This is a genomic window from Candidatus Albibeggiatoa sp. nov. BB20 (assembly GCA_016744725.1).
GTDB lineage: Bacteria > Pseudomonadota > Gammaproteobacteria > Beggiatoales > Beggiatoaceae > Albibeggiatoa.
In genome coordinates this window covers 1,458-21,187 of record JADGDW010000073.1, presented here as the reverse complement: position 1 = coordinate 21,187, position 19,730 = coordinate 1,458, and the positions used below count along the sequence as shown (strand labels likewise).

The window sequence follows — 19,730 nt, the reverse complement described above, 5'->3', positions numbered from 1 at the left end:
CGCACATAACAGACTTGTCAGACAATGTTTCATTGCTGAGTTGATGACGATGTGAATAAATTGAACTAACAGATTAGTTCAGATTTATAGTAACGGATAATCTCATCCGTCTTTAATCAAAATACCCATAAAAACTTTGACCAAAATTGTTTAAGAGGGCAAAATTAGCCCACTTTTTAAACTATACCTTAAATAAAGGTCAAAATAATGTATTCTTTCATCAGGCCGTTTTTGAATTCGTTTTATTTATTGTTTTTTATCAGCCATATCACTGTCGCAGCAGAGTATTCCGAGTTATATATTTTTGGTGATAGCTTGTCAGATACAGGGCTGGTTTATCAAGCGGTCAATCTACCATCCACACCGCCGTATTATCAAGGCCGTTTTAGCGATGGGCCTATTTGGGCTGAATATTTTGCACCACAAATTGGTTTAACGTTTAATCCTGCGACTAATTTTGCTTGGGGTGGGGCGCACACCAATGACAAAAATAATATAGATCGTGATTATCCTGATGCCACTATGGGGCTGGCAGAAGAAGTTCAAACCTACATAGATACGACTGAAGCGGCGGATAGTGAGGCGTTATATGTGATTTGGGCAGGTGTGAATGATTTCAACTTTATCAAATCAATTACGCTGGGCGAACCAATCTCGATTAATGAAATTAAAACCACGGTACATAACTTAATTGATGCTGTGACTCAATTGTATGAGCATGGCGCACGTCATTTTGTCGTACCGAATTTACCTGATGTTGGTACAGCACCGTTCGTGGTTGCCGCTGGTTTAGAAGCTGAATCAACCGCGATTATCCAACGTTTGAACCGCTATTTAAAAACCCGTTTGGATTTATTGCCCTTTGCAGTGATGAACTTCGATAGTTTTAGCGCGATGAAAAATCCAGAAACGTATGGTGTCACCGTGCTTGCACCCGGTTGTTTAGATGAAACTGTTAACCCTCCGATTCCCTGTGACAATCCTGAACAGTATTATTTTTGGGATTTGATTCACCCGACAACAGTGACGCATCATAAAATTGGCGATGAAATGGCCGCTTTTATCAACCAAGATGCTGAGCCTATCACTCAAGCCTGTGGGGAAAATAGCTGTCAATATGATTGGTTATTAGATCAACAAGGATTTTATAATATTGTGCTGCAACCAAGTTCAACTGCTGAAGGTACGGTTGGTTTATCGGTTGCTCAAAATAAAAATATAGATGGTTTTCATGCAGGTACAGTGGTTGCTAGACAGGGACAATTAGCCAGCTTTGTGGTGTTTAGTTTGACCCAAGATACAACTATTGATCTGTATTTGTACGATTATTTGAATAAAGTAAAACAACTAGACCTGCGTTTTTATACTAACTCCGAATCACGCGAGCTGGTTTGGCAGCAAATTGTCAATGTCAGCAATGAACCATTTAAAAGTGATACAGTTCCCGCAGGCGATTATATTTTAGAAATCAGAAGTTTAGAATCTGCTCCTAGCACTTATTTTGGGATTTCATTATTGGCGGCTAATCTTTCAGGACAAATCAGTATGGGTGGCTTATTAAATCCTGCGATTGGCGAAACATTCATTGCATTTTATGCGGATTCAGATGAGGTAAATATTATCCCTTATTTTGCACAGTCTTATGGTGATTTTGGTGCATCTCGGCCTAAAGTATCATTCCGTGTCAGCCAAGGTGATGAGACTCAGATTTTATTTGAAACAGATTAAAAAAACAGATTGGCAGCTCTAAGTTGTTTATATAGTCAATTCTATCTTGAATGTGAGGACTGGCAGTCCTGAAATACTTTAAATATCAAATAGTTTTTAAATCTAGGATTGCCAGTTCTGTATCATCTTAAAATAGAATGACTATATTCTGCTTAGGACTGCCCTTATTTTATTACCAAGTTCTTTCTTGTTGTTCTACATCAGAGCGTCTTGAATCTAAATAAAACTGATTACGTAATAATTGTTGCGGATTATTTTCTAAGCGATTCAGCCAAAAATCTGCCATATTATCTAATTCTTGTTGCTTTAATTCAGCAAGGGTTTTAGCACTATGTTCTGCATCAGATTCATTTTGTTCTTCAGCTTGTTGAGCGGCTTCAGCGGTCTCATTTGGGTTTTGTTCATCTGCTTGCTGCATTTGTTGCTGTTCATTTTCAGCGGTTTGAGCTTGATCGGATTGGCCTTGTTCCCCTTCTTGCTCTGATTGATTAGATTGATTCGCTTGTTGTTCTTCTTGAGATTCTTGTTCTGACTGACTGGCTTCTTGCTGTTGTTGAGACTGGTCTGATTGCTCACTCTGCTGCTGATTTTGCTGATCTTTATTTTCGTCAGATTGTTGTTGATCCTTATTTTGATCGCCTTCTGAATTTTGCTGATTTTCTTGCTGTTGTTGCATTTGCTCCGCAGTCGCTAAATTATGTCGAGCATCCTCATTGTCGGGATTTTGTTTTAAACTCTGTTTATAAGCCGCAATCGCCGCTTCGTATTGTTGTTGTTGAAAATGGGCATTGCCTAAATTATATAGCGCGTCGGCTTTGACATTATCACGTTCCACTTGTTCAAACGCTTGCGCAGCTTCTTCATAACGGCCATCTTTGTATAACGCCACACCACGCCGATAAGCATCATTGAATAACTCAGCCGCTTGTTGATAATTTTGTTGTTGGAATGCCTGCTCTCCTTGTTGCTCATGGTTTTGAAACCAGTTTGCGGCAACATTGAATGGAATAAAAAGCATTAATAAACTATAAATACAGATACGCATACTTGAACTATCTCCTTGCACATGATAAGATTTGCAGCCTTGAAATTTTTCAGTCAGGGCCTGTAGCTCAGTTGGTTAGAGCATCCGACTCATAATCGGCAGGTCGTAGGTTCAAGTCCTACCAGGCCCACCATTTCTATATCACATCTGAGTCAGCATTTTTCAATCGCTGCATAAACATTGCGTCCCCATAACTAAAGAAACGATATTGTTGTGCTACCGCATGATGATAAGCTGCTAAGACTTGTTCATAACCTGCAAATGCACTGACTAACATTAGTAGTGTTGATTCGGGTAAATGGAAATTAGTCAATAAAGCATCAACCACTTTGAATTCATAGCCCGGTGTAATAAAAATACGAGTGTCGCCTGTAAAAGGTTGGATTTCACCACTGTGTGCCGCTGACTCTAACGCCCTGACACTGGTTGTGCCAATCGCAATCACCCGCCCACCTTTTCGTCGTGTCTCTTGAATTTGCTCACAAACGGACTCAGAAACAGTAAGCCATTCCGAGTGCATTTTGTGTTGTGCAATATCATCTACTCGCACAGGAGAAAATGTCCCAGCACCAACATGTAAGGTCACAAATGCAGTTTGAATGCCTTTTTGTTCAATCTGTTGCAAAATATTATCATCAAAATGTAAACCTGCTGTGGGTGCTGCAACTGCGCCTAAATGCTTAGCATAAACGGTTTGATAACGGTTTAAATCTTGTTCACCATCATCACGTTTAATATAGGGTGGTAATGGAATATGTCCCACTGCTTGTAAAATTTGTTGAATATCTTGCTCTGTATTAAATCGCAGCTCAAAAAATTGTTCCACGCGCTGTACAACGGTCAAACTTGTGCCATCTTCCAGTAATAATTCAGTCTCAGGTTTAGGACTTTTACTGGCTCGAACTTGTGCTAAAACCCGTTTATTGTCCAACAGTCGCTCAATCAAAATTTCGACTTTACCACCTGTGGCTTTATGTGCATACAAACGAGCAGGCATCACCCGCGTATTGTTAAATACCAGCAAGTCATTAGGCTTTAATAAACAGGGAAAATCAGTAAATTGTAAGTCTTGAATTTGATTAGCTTCAGTTTCTAAATGTAGTAAACGGCTGGCAGTGCGAGATTTACTGGGAAATTGAGCAATGAGGGATTCGGGTAAATCAAAATGGAAATCAGAACGGTGCATTATGGGTATTTTTGATAAAGCGATATTGGAAATATTTTTAAAGAATAACGCACTTCCCTCAAACTTAAAGGAAATGCGTATTGGTTAATTACTCTTCAACTATGAATTGCAAAGGTGTTTCATTAAAAGTGAGTTCACCAGCTTCGCCAGTTTCAATTTTTAAACAATAGCCTGTGAATATTTTAAAATTACCAATTAATCCAGTGAATTGACCTTCAGCAACAATAACTTGTTCTTGTAGTTTCAATTCATCAATAGCTTTGTTAAAAGTAAACGATGCGGTGTCTTGCTCAGAATTCCACTCAACGTAAGGCAATGTTTCGGTTTGGGATTGCATATACCATTGATCTTGTTGAATTTCAGTAGGTTTGAACTCAATGACACTGACAATATCCGCCGCCTGTCCCACATCTTCTGCAGCCACATCAATGGTGAACTGTACTTTAACTGGGTCAGAATCTTTCAGCGTAATATTTTGATTACCCAATAAGACATTATTCTCAGTATCAATCACAGAACCACTAAAGCGAGCATTTCCACTACTCAAACCATTTGACCGGGTTTTCAATGAACGGCCTGTACCTACTGCGGGTAAATCAACATGAATCTGACCAGAACCAGAACCACCAAGTAAATTGTAATTATCTTCAATATCAACTAAGAAGACATATTCACCTGCTTGGGTTGGGCTGAAAGTAATGCTAGGATTCACGGTGTCACTGATTACCGTTTTAGCACCATTGTTTAATTTGTAAGACCAAGTATATTTACGAATCGTACCTTGGGTTACGCCAGATTGTGCAGAAACTTGAACTGTCAGAGGCTCACCATAAGTTGCAACATAATAATTTTTAGCTGCGTCATAAGCGAGAGGAGCAACAGAAAGCCCACTGGCTATTGGACGTTTTACTTCAATTTGTTGATTTTGTATGGTTGCAGTATGACTTTCCTCATCAATGACAGTTAAACTCACATCATAAGTGCCTTCAGCATCATAGGAAAAATAGGCTTGTGCTTCTGTTGCTGTACAAGCTTGACCATTATTACACGTCCCCGTACTAGACCAATTATAGGTTAAATTACCACCATCAGGATCATAAGTACTGCCTGCATCAATTTTTGCTGCTAATAGACCTATTTGGTTTTCAATTGTACCTGTTGGTTGTACAACAACATTACTGATAATAGGGCTTTGTGAATCTGCTGTTACTTGAAGCAATTTAGAAATGCTGCTACTTCTGCCATTTTGATCTGTCACTAACAAGGTAATTGCATACAAAAAGTCTTTATTTTGCAATGAAATGGTTAAATTAGACTGATTGGTATCCAAAACAGCATAATTACTAATACTCCATTGATAACTCGTAATAGGTATATTATCAGAAGATGTTGCCGTTGAATTTAAATCCACGTTTAAGTTGCCAGATGCAAAATACACATTAGGATTAATACTGGTCGTTGAAATTTGCTGGCCACCTGTATAGCTTAAGCTGAAATCGGCAGTAATCGGACGTGGTAACTCTATCACCTGAGCAGTACTATCAAATCCACCTTGACCATCAGTAACAATTAAAGTAATGGTTTGGGTTGTGCTGGTGTTATTTGAAAATTCGATTTCGGTTTTTTGCGTGGTATTCACAAAATCAGTTTGTTTATTACTGCTATGCCATTGATATATTAAATTATCATTGTCATCATCATACGAAGCACTAGCATCTAAATAGACCGTAGAAGTTTCAGAATCAAACCAATGTGCAAATTGTGCTACAGGAGCCGTATTTTGAGTTGTTTGGGTTGCAAAATTAGCTTCACAACTGGCTACTTGATTCATGGTTAAACTAAATGTCGAGCTAGTGCCTGAACAATTTCCTGTCCAACCTGTAAAACGAAAACCCGTATTTGCATTGGCTTGTAACACAACTTGTTGCCCTGTTACATAAGAAGCTAAACATAGACGACCCGTATCACTACCACACTGAATTAAGCCATCAGTAGAAGTCACAGTCCCACCACTGGATGGGATAATATTCAGGTTAAATTTTTCCTCAACAACCGTTTGTTCCGTAAATTGCACATTACAACTGACATTACTACTTAAAGAAACACTTTGTACCGTGCCATTATTAGCATTGCATTGGCCACTATTACCACTCCAAGCCACTGTTGTGCCACTATTTGTAGGTAGTGCAACTAAGCCTAACGTTGTACCTTGAGCTTGTGTATAAATACATGTTCCAGAATTTTGAGAGCATTGCCCAAGTTCTGTTGAGCCATTACGCACTGAAATAGCACCATTACCCACTGCAGCTAAACTTAAGGTTAAATTGTTAGGTGTTTCTGGAGTTGTTGTACATTGACGGCTGATATTTTCACACCACCATTGCTCATAAAGGTCTCTATCACCAATTGAGATAGAAAAACCAATTGCAGAGGAGTCATAACGGCTGGTAGAACCCGGTTGCAAATATAAGCCTAAATAACCTGTAGTTGCAGTTTGAATAGAGCCTGATTCAAAACGCAAATCATAAATACCAATACTGGCTTGACCTTTTACTGGCTCAAAACGATTACCTTCACCATCATCAAAATAAACATAGTTACCACTGCCACAAGGTGTTGAACCATTGGTTACATTGGCAGGGCATAAATCAGGTTTGGTATCACCATAAAATCCTATACCTGATAATGGGTCAGCAAAGTTAGACTGGAAAGCAGCTTGAACTCCATTGACACCCGGAGGAAGTGGAATGTGAACCAAGTAACTTTCACCACCACTAAAATCTCTTCTCACCCCCGCAGATGGATCAAAACTGACAGTAAATGAAAAAATACTAACACCTTCAGGCATTTGAGGATAGTTCTTGGCTAAAATTGGAACAGATTCTTCAAAATCCCAAGGAACAGCGTTAGCTTGATTAATAAGAAATAAGTTAAGTATGAAACAAATAAAAATAGCAAAGCGATTACGTGCCATGAGTCTTCTCATAAATTAAAACCTTAATGTGGTATCAAATCAATAGATAGTGCTGCAAAAAGTTGTGCCAATCTGCGCTTTTTGACAGTTTTATTTTTAGATGTAAAACCTTTGGATTGGGTAAATCAAGGGGTTAACTCTGCAAATCACACTGAGTGGGTACAGTCATGCACAAAACGATTTTTAAGTACTACCTTTGGAAATTAGTTTAATACTATACTGAAGTTTAGAGTTTGTCTATTTTCAGCTTTAGGAATAGGACTTAAAAATAAGCAGGCATAAAAAAACACACTCCAACAGATATTGAAGTGTGTTTTTAGATTTTAAAACGCTAGGTATTACTACTTAATGCGCTTCTTACTTATGGCCAACAGGAGTTAACCAAGATTTAATTGGGCTACTGTCACCAATAACATATTTATGAGTGTAGCTGATAGCTGGCATACCTGCATAAGGGCAACCATTGCGTGCTTCTAATGCTAAGTTGAACCAACCTGACTCAAAATTGTAGTTATCAGTAGATGCAGGCCATCCTGGGAAGAAGTAGTTCACTTCAACTAAACCGCCTCTTGTATCACAATCTTGATCCGCACGAATAATTCTACGTACAGTTGTATCAGTTTGTGATTTAGGCACGCTACCATCTGGGCATAATTGGATACCAGAGAAGATAAGGCCATCTACAGTTTCAGTGTAGTGCTCTTGGTTATCATAAGCAATCATAGAATAAAGTGCTAAACCATCTGCTTGGAAAGGTGCAGAATGAGTATCAGCTGCTAATAAACCTGGAGTACCACAAGGGTCTTTAGGGAACACAGTTTTGTTAGGATCGTAATCATCGTCATGTAAATAACGAGTTGGGAATGTTACGATTAACTGAGTTCTGTTAGAACCTGCTGGTGTGCTGCTACCATCATCTTCATAAGTTGCTTCTAAGTTAGACGCTGCTAATGCAGTTTCAATTTCAACAACTTTGCTTAAGTTAACAACACTAGTTGAACTAATACCAAATTGGTTACCAATTAATGTTTCTTTACCAATAGTAACATCAAACTCAGGGTTAGCTATAACTAAACCATCCCATACAGCAGTGCTGGAAACATCAGATAAGCTAGTTGGCACTACATAAGGTGCGTCAACTTCATCACCAACTGAGCCAGCTAAAGCAGGAATACGGTAACCAATACGGTCAACATTGTTCTCAATAGAAACGCTACCAGTTAAAGCAACCCATGCTGAGTCAGTTGAACGGATTTTGCTGCTTGCTAAAGTACCCCAAGGTGCGTCTACACCGCTATTTCTTTCAGTTTTTTCAGTTGGAGCATGTACTGCAACATTTGAAAGAGCTAAGCTGTTAGAGCTAGCAATTTGACGATGGAATAATGAATCGTAGTGATAAGAATAACGTGGCGTATCAAAGATTTTTGCAAGATCAAATTTACTCATGCCTTCTTTAATGAGAATATTTGTCTCTGTGCCTACAGAATCATAACCTACAACATTACCTTTAACACCATAAACGCCAAATACTTCAATGTGACCCATTGTAGTTGTGTCGTTTGTACCTGTTAAACGCCAATCATATAACTCTTGGCTTAATGTATTAATTGATGCGAAAGTTGCACTTGCTTTTGCTAGCGAGTTAACTGTAGTTACGCTGCTATCACCTTGTTCAGCTGGGCTTAAAACAGAGTCATCATCAGAAGTTAAGTAAACTTTATCGCCTTCTTGTTTAATTTCAAAGCGGCACACGTCACTTGGTGTCATGTAACAAATAAAATCTAATAATTCATCAGAGTTTACAGAAGAACGTAAAACTATTTTTGCTTTAACAGCAACATCATTACGTGTATTTACGACTGCAACTTTAGTGCTGTAAACACCATTGGCTAAATAGATAGGGCCTAATAAACTTTGCCCAAGACCATCTTCAGCTAAGTGGATAGCACTTGCACTGCCACTGAAGGCAACACCCGTTGCTAAAGCAGCCGCCATCACCGATGGTAATAGCTTCTTCTTAATATTCAACATTGCGTTTACACTCCTCTAAAAATCGCGTTGTTAAAATCCAACAAATGGAATACTTAAATATTGCACATAGAATACAGAATTTGAAATTCAGATACAAGGCTTAAGAACTCAAAACTGTTGTATTCCATCTGTCAATTTGTATTCTGTCCTCACACACAACTATACAAAGCCTTGTATATAAATGCAACACTTTTTTATAAAAAAACCACACATTAATACAACAGTTGTATATAAGCAACAGTTCATTTATTTTTATACCCGTTGCAATGAGTGTACCATCTAATTTTAAAGACATTTTGATGCTAAATAAGCATTTTATTAACAATTAAATAATGCTTCAAGCAATCGATACGCAGCACGTTCTGGATAGAGTTGCAACATATCTATTTGAGCTTGCTGTGCTAGGCTTTGACGTAGCTCTGTATCATCAATCAACGTCTTTAAACTGCCATAACATGCTTGTGGCGAAAAAGTATCGATAATAAGTGCATTATGTTGATGTCTTGCAAAGCTGCTCGTACCTCCAGTTTGAGGCACAATGACCGCTGTTTGACTGGCCATCGCTTCCATTGCGGTTAAACCCATTGCCTGAAAATGGGAAAAATCAACAAAAATATCTGATGTACTTAATAAATCTGCAACTTGTTCTGACATAAGAACTTGTAAATGTTGATACTCAAAGTCATGAGGTAATGCAAAAAAACCAGGATCATCTGCCCTGACACCAAATAGATAAATTTTCACCTTATCCTTATATTCATGAGCGGCTTGTCTTAAAATTTGCATCGTACGTACTGCACCACGACGGGTACTAGAAGGCCGAATCATTGCCGTAATCTTTATCGGTTCATCTGCTGAGATACGCACCAAACGTGGGGCAAATAAATCAACATCACAGCTTGCTCCTATGACGGTGCAAGGTTGTTGTACTTGACGTTCAATTTCATGCTTATTCCACTCGGTTTTGGTAAAGCGCAACATATTTGGCACGCGTAAATAAGATAACCAAGCCCGCCGAAAGCCTTCACGTTTTCGAAAATAATAAGAAGCAAAACGACGACGTATCCATGCTGACTTCCAGAACCAAGGTTTACAAGTAGGTCGTTCAATATGAAAATAGGGCTCAAAGTCTTGGATGTAATAAGCTAACTTAGGTGGATTTGGAAAGTCAGCCAATGGTGCAATCCATTCCACAGAATCATTAGCAGTTGCAATCACTACATCAAAATCTTTACAAATATGTGGAATATCAAAATCAGTTGGCGAATAAATGACAGGGATGTCCAAATATGGATAAGCGGCTTCAAAACCTTCTTTATGATGCTGGAAATTTAAAATATGAACATCAATACCCATACGTTTTAAAGCGCTTGCTTCAAACAATACCACATTGCCACCACCTCCCACTTCCATGAGAGGTAATACAAATATAATCCTCTTACTTTGCCATTGATATTGGGCTTGAGTAATAATATTCCAACGTTCAATTAAATGTTGAATCCGTAATCGAATACCTTGTAATGCAGGACTAAAACGACAAATACCCACACCTTCATCAATGGCTTGCTGTCCATGTTTTTCTGCTAAAATTTGCCCTGCTCGTTCGGCTAATTGGTGTCGTCTTTCATGAGAATAGCTTTTAGATTGTGCATGATAAATATAGGTATCATCAGCAACCGCTAACTGCCAGCCAGCTTGTCTCGCTCTGATACAATAATCATTTTCTTCTCCATAGCCAGCACCAAATGACTCTTCATCAAAATAGCCAATTTGCTGAATAAGCTGACGTTTAATAAATAAACAAAAGCCATTTAGAAAAGATAGACGTGGATAAATTCGAGTTGAAAAAGCCGCAATTCGATTAGCAAATTGTGCTGGAGTCATATCAACAGGCAATGGATTTGTTGCCCAATCGCCATTACATTCAATATAAGGGACTGATTGCCAAGAAGCTGTATTGCTCAAAGGTCCAACCATACCAATTTTTTCATCGGAATGAGCACAAGCGACTAAGCGTTCTAACCAATATGGTGTCACAATGGTATCGCTATTTAAAAGAATAACGTATTCATTGCTAGACGCTCGCAAGCCTTGGTTAGCTGCAAAAGTATAGCCTCGTGCCTGTTCATTACGAATCAATTGACAAGAATGCTGATTAGCAAAGTCTTGTAAAAAACCTTCGGTTTCTGATTGGCTGCCATCATCTATAAGTATAAGTTGGTATGCACCAGAAACATATTCGAGTATAGAAGCCAAACAACGTTGTACATCTGCTAATGCGTTATGAACACAGACAATTATGTCAACTTGGCCTGAGTAACTCCCTACGCCTGCTGTGGTTAAAGAATACGTTGGATATTGCGCGTGTTGGTAAGTCGACACCAAATCATTACCCTGCATAAGTTTTGTTATAATTTTTATAATAAGATAGGTAATTTTAACACGCTTAGTTTATCTCAAAAAGACAAGATTGGTTTTAGAATCATTCGTCACTATAAATCGATTGATTTGCCCAATAATTAAGCCTGTAACTGTTTAAATATAGAGAAATGTTTTATTCTGTGAGTTACTGTTCTGGATATTCTCGCCATCATAAGCTATATCATGCTTATTACTCCAAACAATATCTTTTTAATATGCGACACAGCCGCTATATTTTTATTCCATATCTTACATGGTTGCATTTTGGGAGATAAATCTACTGGCCTAAAAGGCGAAAGGTTTTCAGTTTAACTATAGAAAATAGATGATCCTTTCAAATTAAACATAACCTGAAAGGATACAAAAAGCAGGTCAAGTTACTGTGCAGCGGCTTGTTGAGTTATTTTTTTGTTAGGAATTTTTTCTTTAATACGAGCTGCTTTACCGCGTAAGTTGCGCATGTAGTACAATTTAGCACGACGTACATCACCACGACGTTTAATTTTAACTTCTTGAATAAGAGAGCTATAAGTTTGAAAAACCCGTTCCACACCTTCACCGTGAGAAATTTTACGCACAGTAAATGCTGAGTGTAAACCACGGTTACGTTTAGCGATAACTAAGCCTTCAAACGCTTGTAAACGCTCACGAGTGCCTTCTTTTACTTTAATTTGAACCACAACTGTGTCGCCGGGGTTAAAATCTGGGATTTCTTTTCCCATTTGTTCTGATTCTATTTGCTGAATAATATTCATGTTCATATTTATACTCCCTTTAATTCGTTAATAAATTCGTCCAGTAAAGCTTGTTGATTTGCTGTCAATTCAAGCTTTTCTAATAAGTCAGGACGTTTTTGCCAAGTGCGACCCAATGCTTGCTTATGTCGCCAGCGTTCAATTGCTTGGTGATGACCTTCTAGTAACACCGCTGGAACAGCTTGATTATCAATTACTTCAGGACGAGTATAATGTGGATAATCTAATAAACCCTGATAGAACGAGTCTTCTATAGCAGAATTTTTGTGTCCTAGTGCACCGGGAATATGTCGCGTCAGTGCGTCAATCATCACCATCGCCGCTAATTCACCACCGCTTAATACATAATCACCAATCGACCATTCTTCATCAATGTCGTGCTCAACAATACGTTCATCAATCCCTTCATAACGCCCTGATATTAAAAGGAGGTTTTTATGTTGGGAAAGTTCAGTGATGCCAGATTGGTTTAAGCAACGTCCTTGCGGTGATAAATAAATCACTTTCGGCTTAGATTGAAATTGGCTTTGGGCTGCTTGAATGCAATCGCGTACAGGCTGTACTTGCATCACCATACCTGCGCCACCACCATAAGGCCTATCATCTACTCTGCGATGTTTATCTTGGCTATAATCACGCACGTTCCACAAACTCAGTTCTAAAAGTTCACGTTCCAAGGCGCGTGCAACAATGCCGCCGCAACGTAGTGCAGCAAACATCTCTGGAAACAGAGTAATAACGCCAATGTGCATGATACTGTCAATAAATAATTCAATGAACAGTTATCAAAAATTAAGTGATACATGCCCATCTGGTGGATATTTTAAAATTCTGGATCCCAGTCAACTAAAATCTGTTGCTGTTGTAGGTCAATTTGCGTAATAAACTGTGGGATGACAAAAGGAATGAGGCGTTCTCGCTCACCTTTTACCACCAACACATCATTTGACCCAGTTTCAATCAAGTAATCAACAGTGCCAAACAGAACCCCATCTTGATTAATAACCTTTAAACCAACTAAATCTGACCAGTAATACTCATCATCCTCAGTAGGTGGTAATTGCTCATGCGAAATAGCAATTTCACTACCCAATAACAAGGCAGCTTGCTCTCTTGTGTGGCAAGCATCTAAGCGCACAATAATACCTTTACCATGCGGTTTACCTTCGCTGATATTGACGGTTTGCCATTGCCGATGTTGACATAATTGCCAAGGCGAATAGGCCAATATATTTTCAATGGGACGAGTATAAGAATAAACTTTTACCCAACCTCGTACCCCATAGATGCCATTAATACACCCAACAATAACTTGCCGTGACTGATCAGACATTAATTATGCTGCTTCTGCTAAGACTTCAGCTGTAGCAACAACTGTAGAAGCTGTTTTACGGTAATCTTTGACTAATTTTTTAACACGCTCAGAAGCTTGCGCGCCATGACCTAACCAGTGCTCTAAACGCTCTAGGTTAATACGCAAGGTTTCTTCTTGGCCTGAGGCTAATGGATTGAAGAAGCCTAAGCGTTCAATATAACGGCCATCACGACGACTGCGCGAATCAGTCACAACAAAATGATAAAAAGGACGCTTTTTAGAACCACCGCGAGACAAACGGATTGTAACCATTAGATTTAAGTACCTATGCTGACACCAACGAAAACTCTAAATTATATGAAATAATTAAACAAAACACAATTTATAAATGTTTTTTTTTGAAGAATGGGGATAAAAAATGAAGAGCTTGCAGATTATGAGGCAAGGTGAACTAAATCTTTAAGCAAATATTCTTTGTGTTGTGTTAAAGAATAAATAAGGTAAAAGTGATTTTTATACTGTTGAGATTTGTATTTGGCTGGAGATATTGACTCAATGTTATATGTGATCTACTAACCAGATTGAAACTGCAAATATTGCAAAATATTAATTTAAAAAGTACATCTATGGGGTTTATCGAGTGAGTTTGGGTGTTGAAAAGCAGCTTTAGATTGGTGCTATACAAATGCATAGCCACCAAAAGCCAAATTAAGAAACAGAGGCCACATAAGCTTTGTCAGTTTCCATAATGTGTTCTTCTAACCAAATCTTTAAAAACATTAATACTTGCTGACTGTCTGGAGCTTGGTTCGCTACAAAAGCTTGGTGCATAAATCCTAATTTTTCGGTTAATGCATCATGTTCCGCCTTGTGAGCAGGATACGCTTTATAGCCTTTGCCTTTCAGCATACCTTCCTCATAATTAAAATGAGCTTTAGCACTATCTAGTAAACTTCCTAAAATCTCACCCAGTATTTGTGAATCTTGTCCAGCATTGATTGCATCATCTAACTGATTAATAATATCAACCAACTTCTTGTGTTGAGTATCAATATCAGCTAATCCTAATTGCAATGCCTCAGTCCATTCCATCAACGCCATTATGCTGTCCTCGTAAAAATTAAACCATAAAGCGAATAAGCATTTATAGTACCAATTGCAGGCTATGCCTTGCTCTCAGCCATTTAAAAGCTTATACAACAGTTGATAATCTACTTTGTTGGCATCATCTAAATCAGCCGTTTGTAGACTCACCTGTCGCATGTATCCATCAATAGTAATATTAATCTGTACATCTGCGGGAGGGAGTACACCTTGTCCTTTATCTGGCCATTCAACAAGACAAATTGCGGTTTGTGCAAGATAGTCTCTAATGCCCACATATTCCAGTTCTTCAGGGTCTGCCAAGCGGTATAAATCAAAATGATACACCATTTTTTTGCTCAATGTATAAGGTTCTACCAAAGTATAAGTAGGACTTTTTACTTTGCCTTGATGGCCTAAACCATGCAAAAAACCACGCACCAAAGTTGTTTTGCCCGCACCCAAATCACCATGCAAATAAATAATACCTTGAATAGGAATAGATTTCGCTAAAGCCTGCCCAAATAATTCCATCGCTTCAGCCGTTTCAATTGTAAATAAATGAGATTCAGCTTGAGTCATATTTTTTCCTACTGATAAACAACGGTTTTTATTTGCTGTTCGGCTTCGGTTAATTCATGATGCGACATCGTTTTCATTTGAATCTGCGCGACAGAAAATTGACTGGCTAAATTGGCAGCAATGACCTGCAAAACATGCTCAGATATTGCTTTAGATTGCAATGAAAAATTAAATAATAGACGACCTTGTGCGGGTACGGTCACTACTTTGCGCCCACTGTGCATTACAATAATCTCACCTGATGGCAAAATATTCACTTGTAATGGAACCGTTGTTTGCACTTGTGCTCCATGCAAAATACCCACTACAGTTTGACGTGTTTGATACCATACGCGCGGATCAATTGTACCTGTAATGTTATAGGCTAAATCGATTGGATTTGGGTTCTTAAGTTGAATTTGATAAAACATTTTTTTTCCAACTGCAATGGTTTCATGTTCGGCTTGCACAGTCAGTGAGGGTGATATTAATGGCTTAATCAGAGTTTGAATTTGGGTATCGACTCGTACACATTGCTTTGCTCCATACACTTCGTCATAAACTGAAAACTGGGTCATGACCAAATCAGATTGATTGCCATTGGGAATAAAGCTTAATTTCACTTGTTGTTGGGCTTGAGGTGGCAGTTTCCCTAACACCCAAATAATTTGCTCATCTGTCTTTTGGCGTGCATGTAGAGCGACCAAACTGTGAATATTTTTGGGTAATTGAACCATTACTTTGAGTTGCTTGATCGGCACATTGCCATTATTCGTAATAATTAAAGTTTGCTCAATTTTTTCACCAGAATATTGAATTTGGGGGCTGATGGTTTGTAGCGTCAAACTAGGCGTATGCCAACGTATTGTATTTTGAGCTTGCACCGAAGGATAACCATGAGCAGTCAATGTTGCTTGATGCTGTTGGGTCACCATTTCAGGTTTTATATTCTCTTGTAATTGCTTTGCGACTAAACAACCTACACTAAAAAACGGGTTATCATATTTTTCTTGTGAACAAAGTTGGTTATCTGATTCTAAATTTTCGGGGTGCATCGTTAAAAAAGGTGGAATAATTTGATATTGCAACTTAATTGATTTATTTGGGTATAAACGTTTTTGCTTCCAATTCAAAGATAAGGCGTTTTTAGTTTTACGTTGCTCAAAATCCTGAATTTGATCGAGCTGCCATTCTGAAGGTAATTTATTAACTAATTTCATATTTTTTGCAGAGCGTGCGCCATTATTATCCACGGCCAATTCTACTGTTACCCCATCACAAGAAGACACATCTGCTGTTTGAGTCCACTCTTTTCCTGCTGGCTTGATATGGCTATGTAATTGTAGTTTTGCATAAGTAGGAATAGCATATTGATGTAACATGCTAAGTTTGTAGCAATTTTCTTCAAGCAATACCGCTTCTAATTCTTCAAACTTTGCCCAATTATTTGGTTCAAGAACTAAGACCAACTCTGCCTCTTCATCAGGTTTAAATTGAGATAATTGCCAATATATCCAAGCATGTTGTTTAGGATAAATTTCAACTCGGCGATTTAATTCATGACTAGCATCATCCTGTTCTAAAGTCAGAGGGGATGCCTCGCCTTCTCCAAAGGCTGTAATATGCCCAGTCTCAAAACCTGCATTAGCTAAAGCTTGTTTAACCGCTTCGGCACGGCTTAAGGATAATTTTTTATTATAACTAGCCCGACCTTTGGTGTCTGAATGTCCTACAAGCCAGTATGACAAAGTGGGTCTCATACGTGGCAAAATGGCAGCTTCAAAACGTAAAGCCAACTCATCATGTAACGACTCATTATTTTTCTCAAACCCTTTTAAACGCCCCAGCATTGTAGGTTGACACATGGCTAATTCTTGGTCTCTTATTTCAACATGCCCCCGTGAAACATTGCTGTCAGACAGTACAAACCATTCATCAGGCGGTAAGGGGTATTGTATTTCGATGCCCTCAATGATTTGTTCTAATCCATTGCCATTAATTTCATCCGTAGTATTTTTGAGCATCAAAATAAGCTCAATACCACGCTCAGTTTGGCGAAAGGTTTTAGTGAGACTATATAAGCTATCTTTTTGCTCATTATTTGGATAATAGAGTGTTTCAGCATAACTATGGGTACTGAAGAAAAGAAGAGTAAACAATAAAAATTTCATGAGGGGTTTGTGGTATACGCTGGTTAAAATCCTTCGCTAATAATATCAAACTGCCAACCTTGTGTGTTACTTTTGGTTCTAAATTAACCAAACAATATACTCAATGACTCAATGTTGACAGCTTGAACCGTTTATTTACGGTGTATTATGAAGCATTACTAGTGAAATTAGTCCCAGCTTAACGCGCTACCAGTACGGTATTCTTGCACTCGAGACTCGAAGAAATTTTTCTCAGCATTCAATTCAAATTCACTAATCCAAGGCATTGGGTGTGATTTGATATTAAATAATGGTTCTAAACCTAAATCGTAGCAAATTTTATCTGCCATAAATTGCGCGTATTCAATGTAAGTTGGTACCGACATCCCTAATACACCACCATCAGGCATCGCCACTTTGGCATAGCTTGATTCTAGCTGTACCGCTTCATTAATCATGGCGCGACTGCGTTCTTGCATTTTGCTATTCCATAAGCCTGTATTTTCATGAATGACTTGGCGAATAAGCCATAATGCATTTTGAGCGTGTAAGTTTTCATCACGCCAAATATACGCATATTGTTCGGCAGTATTTTTTAATTTACCTTGACGGGCTAAAGCAAAAATTTGTGAAAAACCCAGCGGGAAGAATAAGAATTCAAAGATATAATAGCTGATTAAATCTTCTAACAAAGCATGATTGGCTTCAACTGAGCCGCGTGGTGCTTCGCAATTCACGACATTATTGGTAAATTGTAAGTTCCAGTTTAGTTTTGCTGTTAATTCAGGTACTTCTTGATATAGGCTGAAAATTTGACCTTGGCCTTTTTCATCTAAGCCAAATGATTCTAAAACAAACAAGTAACTTTCTAAGTGATTTGCCTCTTCTGCAATCTGCCAGCGTAAGTATTGGCGCATCTCATTGGCTGTAATATGGCTCATAATAGCATTGTCTAAATTATCAGGTACGAGGTTGTCACTGGCTGTTAAGTAAGAAATATTGGTTTTAAATAGCCACATTTCCGCCTCAGTTAATTTGCCTGTTAACCATTGTGCTTTATCTTCTCCCATTGGAATATCATTAGGTACCCAGAAATTTTGTCGGGCATCCAAGAACCGTTGGCGTACTGAACCATATTTGATTGGAATCGGTTGGCGTAAATCATAACCACGTCCACCAACCACTTTTACATCATTCGCATCAGGGCGTTTGTTACCGATAGAAATAGGGTCTAACGATGAAGACACTGGAAATATTTTTTTTGTTACTGGCTTTTTTGTGGCCATAGCAATGTCATCACTGTCTAAACTCGCATCCGTGTCATCAAAATCTAGCATAAAGTCTACTCCGCAATATGACTTTGGTTTAAATTGAAAAAACGACACTGCTATAACCGCAATGTCGTCTTAGAAATATGGTTTTTCCCATGCTGCAGTGGATAGGACAATTGCAGTGTAATGGAGAATGGAATACTACATTGGAGTATATTTTATCATAGTTAATAACTGAAAACTAAGGGTTTTTTATGAATTTCAACAATATCATATAAACAAAAGTAGCTAAGATTTTGTTCTGATTTCAGTTCTTAAACACAAATTTTTTTTATTCGTTTTAATCAGGCTAATCAAGTCAAGCTAGGGGAATTTCATGTAATTTCTAATTATAAATCGTATCCTTGAAACCTATTATCATTGCTCGTTTTCCCATCATAACGCATCAAAATGGCACATTTATCGCCATAATCGAGAGAAATAGAAGAAACTAAATGCTAAATAGAGAAATATTGAGAAAGGAAAATAAAACGCAAGACTGTTAATGCTAACTCACAGAATTGCCAGCTTAAATTGAGTCGATTTTAAATGTCACTCACAATTTTATGGGTAATTACTGACTATTTGGTCAATGAACAAGGCATCACACCATATTTATAAGCTAGATTTTTATGGTAGCAATAAATGAGAAAACTTTGACAGGGCTTGATAATATATATTTACAAATCAAATGATTAGATATTTTATAACATTTTTATGAAAATTAAGTAATTGATTATTAAGGGCTGCCAGTTCGTTAGATTTATTAGATAATAATTCCATCGCAATGATTATATAGTCAGAGTGGATAATATTTTTACTAGAAAATGACACCCTTTTCAGAATTAGAAACTTAATTTGTGTCTTGTACTGAGCATCATAATTTAAAACTTTTTCTCAATACTCTTTAACTTTTGTTGGACGTGGCATTTAGGTTCTAAAATTAAATAGTATAAAAAAACGTATTAAACTATGGCTATGATACCATGGCCTTAATAATAGCTAAGACTGAACTGATAAGTGTATCTTTATGAAAAAAATTCTTGTTATTCACAATGAATCAGGTGGTGGTCATAAGCAAACAGCACGGGTACTTGCACAAACACTTTGTCAAAATGGTATCGATGTTAAAACAATTAGTATATTTCAAGAACTGTTTTTTGATATGGAT

General features: G+C 37.9%; 14 protein-coding genes and 1 tRNA gene. 2 read left to right on the top strand and 13 right to left on the bottom strand.

The features are described 5' to 3' along the window. Window positions 1-207 precede the first annotated feature (207 nt). Window positions 208-1,728 (top strand): SGNH/GDSL hydrolase family protein, encoded by a 1,521-nt coding sequence (locus ABXH34_RS09810; protein ID WP_353571700.1) that lies wholly within the window; start codon window positions 208-210, stop codon window positions 1,726-1,728. Window positions 1,729-1,900: 172 nt separating this feature from the next. On the opposite strand, the gene ABXH34_RS09805 is transcribed toward ABXH34_RS09810, so the two are convergent. Continuing rightward, the gene (locus ABXH34_RS09805; RefSeq protein ID WP_353571699.1) at window positions 1,901-2,773 is read right to left on the bottom strand and encodes a tetratricopeptide repeat protein; all 873 of its coding nucleotides are present in this window, start codon (window positions 2,771-2,773) and stop codon (window positions 1,901-1,903) included. A gap of 56 nt (window positions 2,774-2,829) precedes the next feature. On the opposite strand from ABXH34_RS09805, the gene ABXH34_RS09800 reads away from it, so the two are divergent. Then, window positions 2,830-2,906: transfer RNA gene (locus ABXH34_RS09800), tRNA-Ile, on the top strand. 3 nt (window positions 2,907-2,909) lie between these two features. Here the strand turns inward: ABXH34_RS09800 and queA are convergent. The 12 genes from queA to ABXH34_RS09740 form a co-directional block, all read right to left on the bottom strand. Then, window positions 2,910-3,959, bottom strand: coding sequence for a tRNA preQ1(34) S-adenosylmethionine ribosyltransferase-isomerase QueA (queA, locus tag ABXH34_RS09795; protein ID WP_353571698.1), 1,050 nt, complete (start codon window positions 3,957-3,959; stop codon window positions 2,910-2,912). Window positions 3,960-4,047: 88 nt separating this feature from the next. Next, window positions 4,048-6,933 (bottom strand): InlB B-repeat-containing protein, encoded by a 2,886-nt coding sequence (locus ABXH34_RS09790; protein ID WP_353571697.1) that lies wholly within the window; start codon window positions 6,931-6,933, stop codon window positions 4,048-4,050. Between the two features lie 357 nt (window positions 6,934-7,290). Then, window positions 7,291-8,964 (bottom strand): hypothetical protein, encoded by a 1,674-nt coding sequence (locus ABXH34_RS09785; protein ID WP_353571696.1) that lies wholly within the window; start codon window positions 8,962-8,964, stop codon window positions 7,291-7,293. Window positions 8,965-9,282: 318 nt separating this feature from the next. Beyond that, the gene (locus tag ABXH34_RS09780) at window positions 9,283-11,346 is read right to left on the bottom strand and encodes a glycosyltransferase (protein ID WP_353571695.1); all 2,064 of its coding nucleotides are present in this window, start codon (window positions 11,344-11,346) and stop codon (window positions 9,283-9,285) included. Window positions 11,347-11,762: 416 nt separating this feature from the next. Beyond that, window positions 11,763-12,146, bottom strand: coding sequence for a 50S ribosomal protein L19 (gene rplS / locus ABXH34_RS09775; RefSeq protein ID WP_353571694.1), 384 nt, complete (start codon window positions 12,144-12,146; stop codon window positions 11,763-11,765). 2 nt (window positions 12,147-12,148) lie between these two features. After that, complete coding sequence (gene trmD / locus ABXH34_RS09770) at window positions 12,149-12,892, bottom strand: tRNA (guanosine(37)-N1)-methyltransferase TrmD (protein WP_353571693.1); 744 nt, start codon at window positions 12,890-12,892, stop codon at window positions 12,149-12,151. A 71-nt stretch (window positions 12,893-12,963) separates the two neighbouring features. Further along, window positions 12,964-13,473, bottom strand: a complete 510-nt coding sequence (gene rimM, locus ABXH34_RS09765) for a ribosome maturation factor RimM (protein WP_353571692.1) — start codon at window positions 13,471-13,473, stop codon at window positions 12,964-12,966. A gap of 3 nt (window positions 13,474-13,476) precedes the next feature. Next, window positions 13,477-13,767 carry a 30S ribosomal protein S16 gene (gene rpsP, locus ABXH34_RS09760; protein ID WP_353571691.1) on the bottom strand — a complete coding sequence of 97 codons (291 nt, stop codon included), beginning with the start codon at window positions 13,765-13,767 and terminating at the stop codon, window positions 13,477-13,479. A 396-nt stretch (window positions 13,768-14,163) separates the two neighbouring features. Further along, window positions 14,164-14,556 (bottom strand): bacteriohemerythrin, encoded by a 393-nt coding sequence (locus tag ABXH34_RS09755; RefSeq protein ID WP_353571690.1) that lies wholly within the window; start codon window positions 14,554-14,556, stop codon window positions 14,164-14,166. Window positions 14,557-14,631: 75 nt separating this feature from the next. Continuing rightward, window positions 14,632-15,120, bottom strand: a complete 489-nt coding sequence (gene tsaE, locus ABXH34_RS09750; protein ID WP_353571689.1) for a tRNA (adenosine(37)-N6)-threonylcarbamoyltransferase complex ATPase subunit type 1 TsaE — start codon at window positions 15,118-15,120, stop codon at window positions 14,632-14,634. An 8-nt stretch (window positions 15,121-15,128) separates the two neighbouring features. Beyond that, complete coding sequence (locus tag ABXH34_RS09745; protein WP_353571688.1) at window positions 15,129-17,258, bottom strand: OmpA family protein; 2,130 nt, start codon at window positions 17,256-17,258, stop codon at window positions 15,129-15,131. 179 nt (window positions 17,259-17,437) lie between these two features. Further along, entirely contained in the window at window positions 17,438-18,586 is a 1,149-nt protein-coding gene (locus ABXH34_RS09740; RefSeq protein ID WP_353571687.1) for a ribonucleotide-diphosphate reductase subunit beta, read from the bottom strand. Window positions 18,587-19,730 lie beyond the last annotated feature (1,144 nt).

What these genes read in the sequence shown, in the direction of transcription:
- ABXH34_RS09810 (WP_353571700.1), top strand. Translation starts at nt 208, where the DNA reads ATGTATTCTTTCATCAGGCCGTTTTTGAATTCGTTTTATTTATTGTTT.
- ABXH34_RS09805 (WP_353571699.1), bottom strand. Translation starts at nt 2,773, where the DNA reads ATGCGTATCTGTATTTATAGTTTATTAATGCTTTTTATTCCATTCAAT.
- queA (WP_353571698.1), bottom strand. Translation starts at nt 3,959, where the DNA reads ATGCACCGTTCTGATTTCCATTTTGATTTACCCGAATCCCTCATTGCT.
- ABXH34_RS09790 (WP_353571697.1), bottom strand. Translation starts at nt 6,933, where the DNA reads ATGGCACGTAATCGCTTTGCTATTTTTATTTGTTTCATACTTAACTTA.
- ABXH34_RS09785 (WP_353571696.1), bottom strand. Translation starts at nt 8,964, where the DNA reads ATGTTGAATATTAAGAAGAAGCTATTACCATCGGTGATGGCGGCTGCT.
- rplS (WP_353571694.1), bottom strand. Translation starts at nt 12,146, where the DNA reads ATGAACATGAATATTATTCAGCAAATAGAATCAGAACAAATGGGAAAA.
- trmD (WP_353571693.1), bottom strand. Translation starts at nt 12,892, where the DNA reads ATGCACATTGGCGTTATTACTCTGTTTCCAGAGATGTTTGCTGCACTA.
- rimM (WP_353571692.1), bottom strand. Translation starts at nt 13,473, where the DNA reads ATGTCTGATCAGTCACGGCAAGTTATTGTTGGGTGTATTAATGGCATC.
- rpsP (WP_353571691.1), bottom strand. Translation starts at nt 13,767, where the DNA reads ATGGTTACAATCCGTTTGTCTCGCGGTGGTTCTAAAAAGCGTCCTTTT.
- ABXH34_RS09755 (WP_353571690.1), bottom strand. Translation starts at nt 14,556, where the DNA reads ATGGCGTTGATGGAATGGACTGAGGCATTGCAATTAGGATTAGCTGAT.
- tsaE (WP_353571689.1), bottom strand. Translation starts at nt 15,120, where the DNA reads ATGACTCAAGCTGAATCTCATTTATTTACAATTGAAACGGCTGAAGCG.
- ABXH34_RS09740 (WP_353571687.1), bottom strand. Translation starts at nt 18,586, where the DNA reads ATGCTAGATTTTGATGACACGGATGCGAGTTTAGACAGTGATGACATT.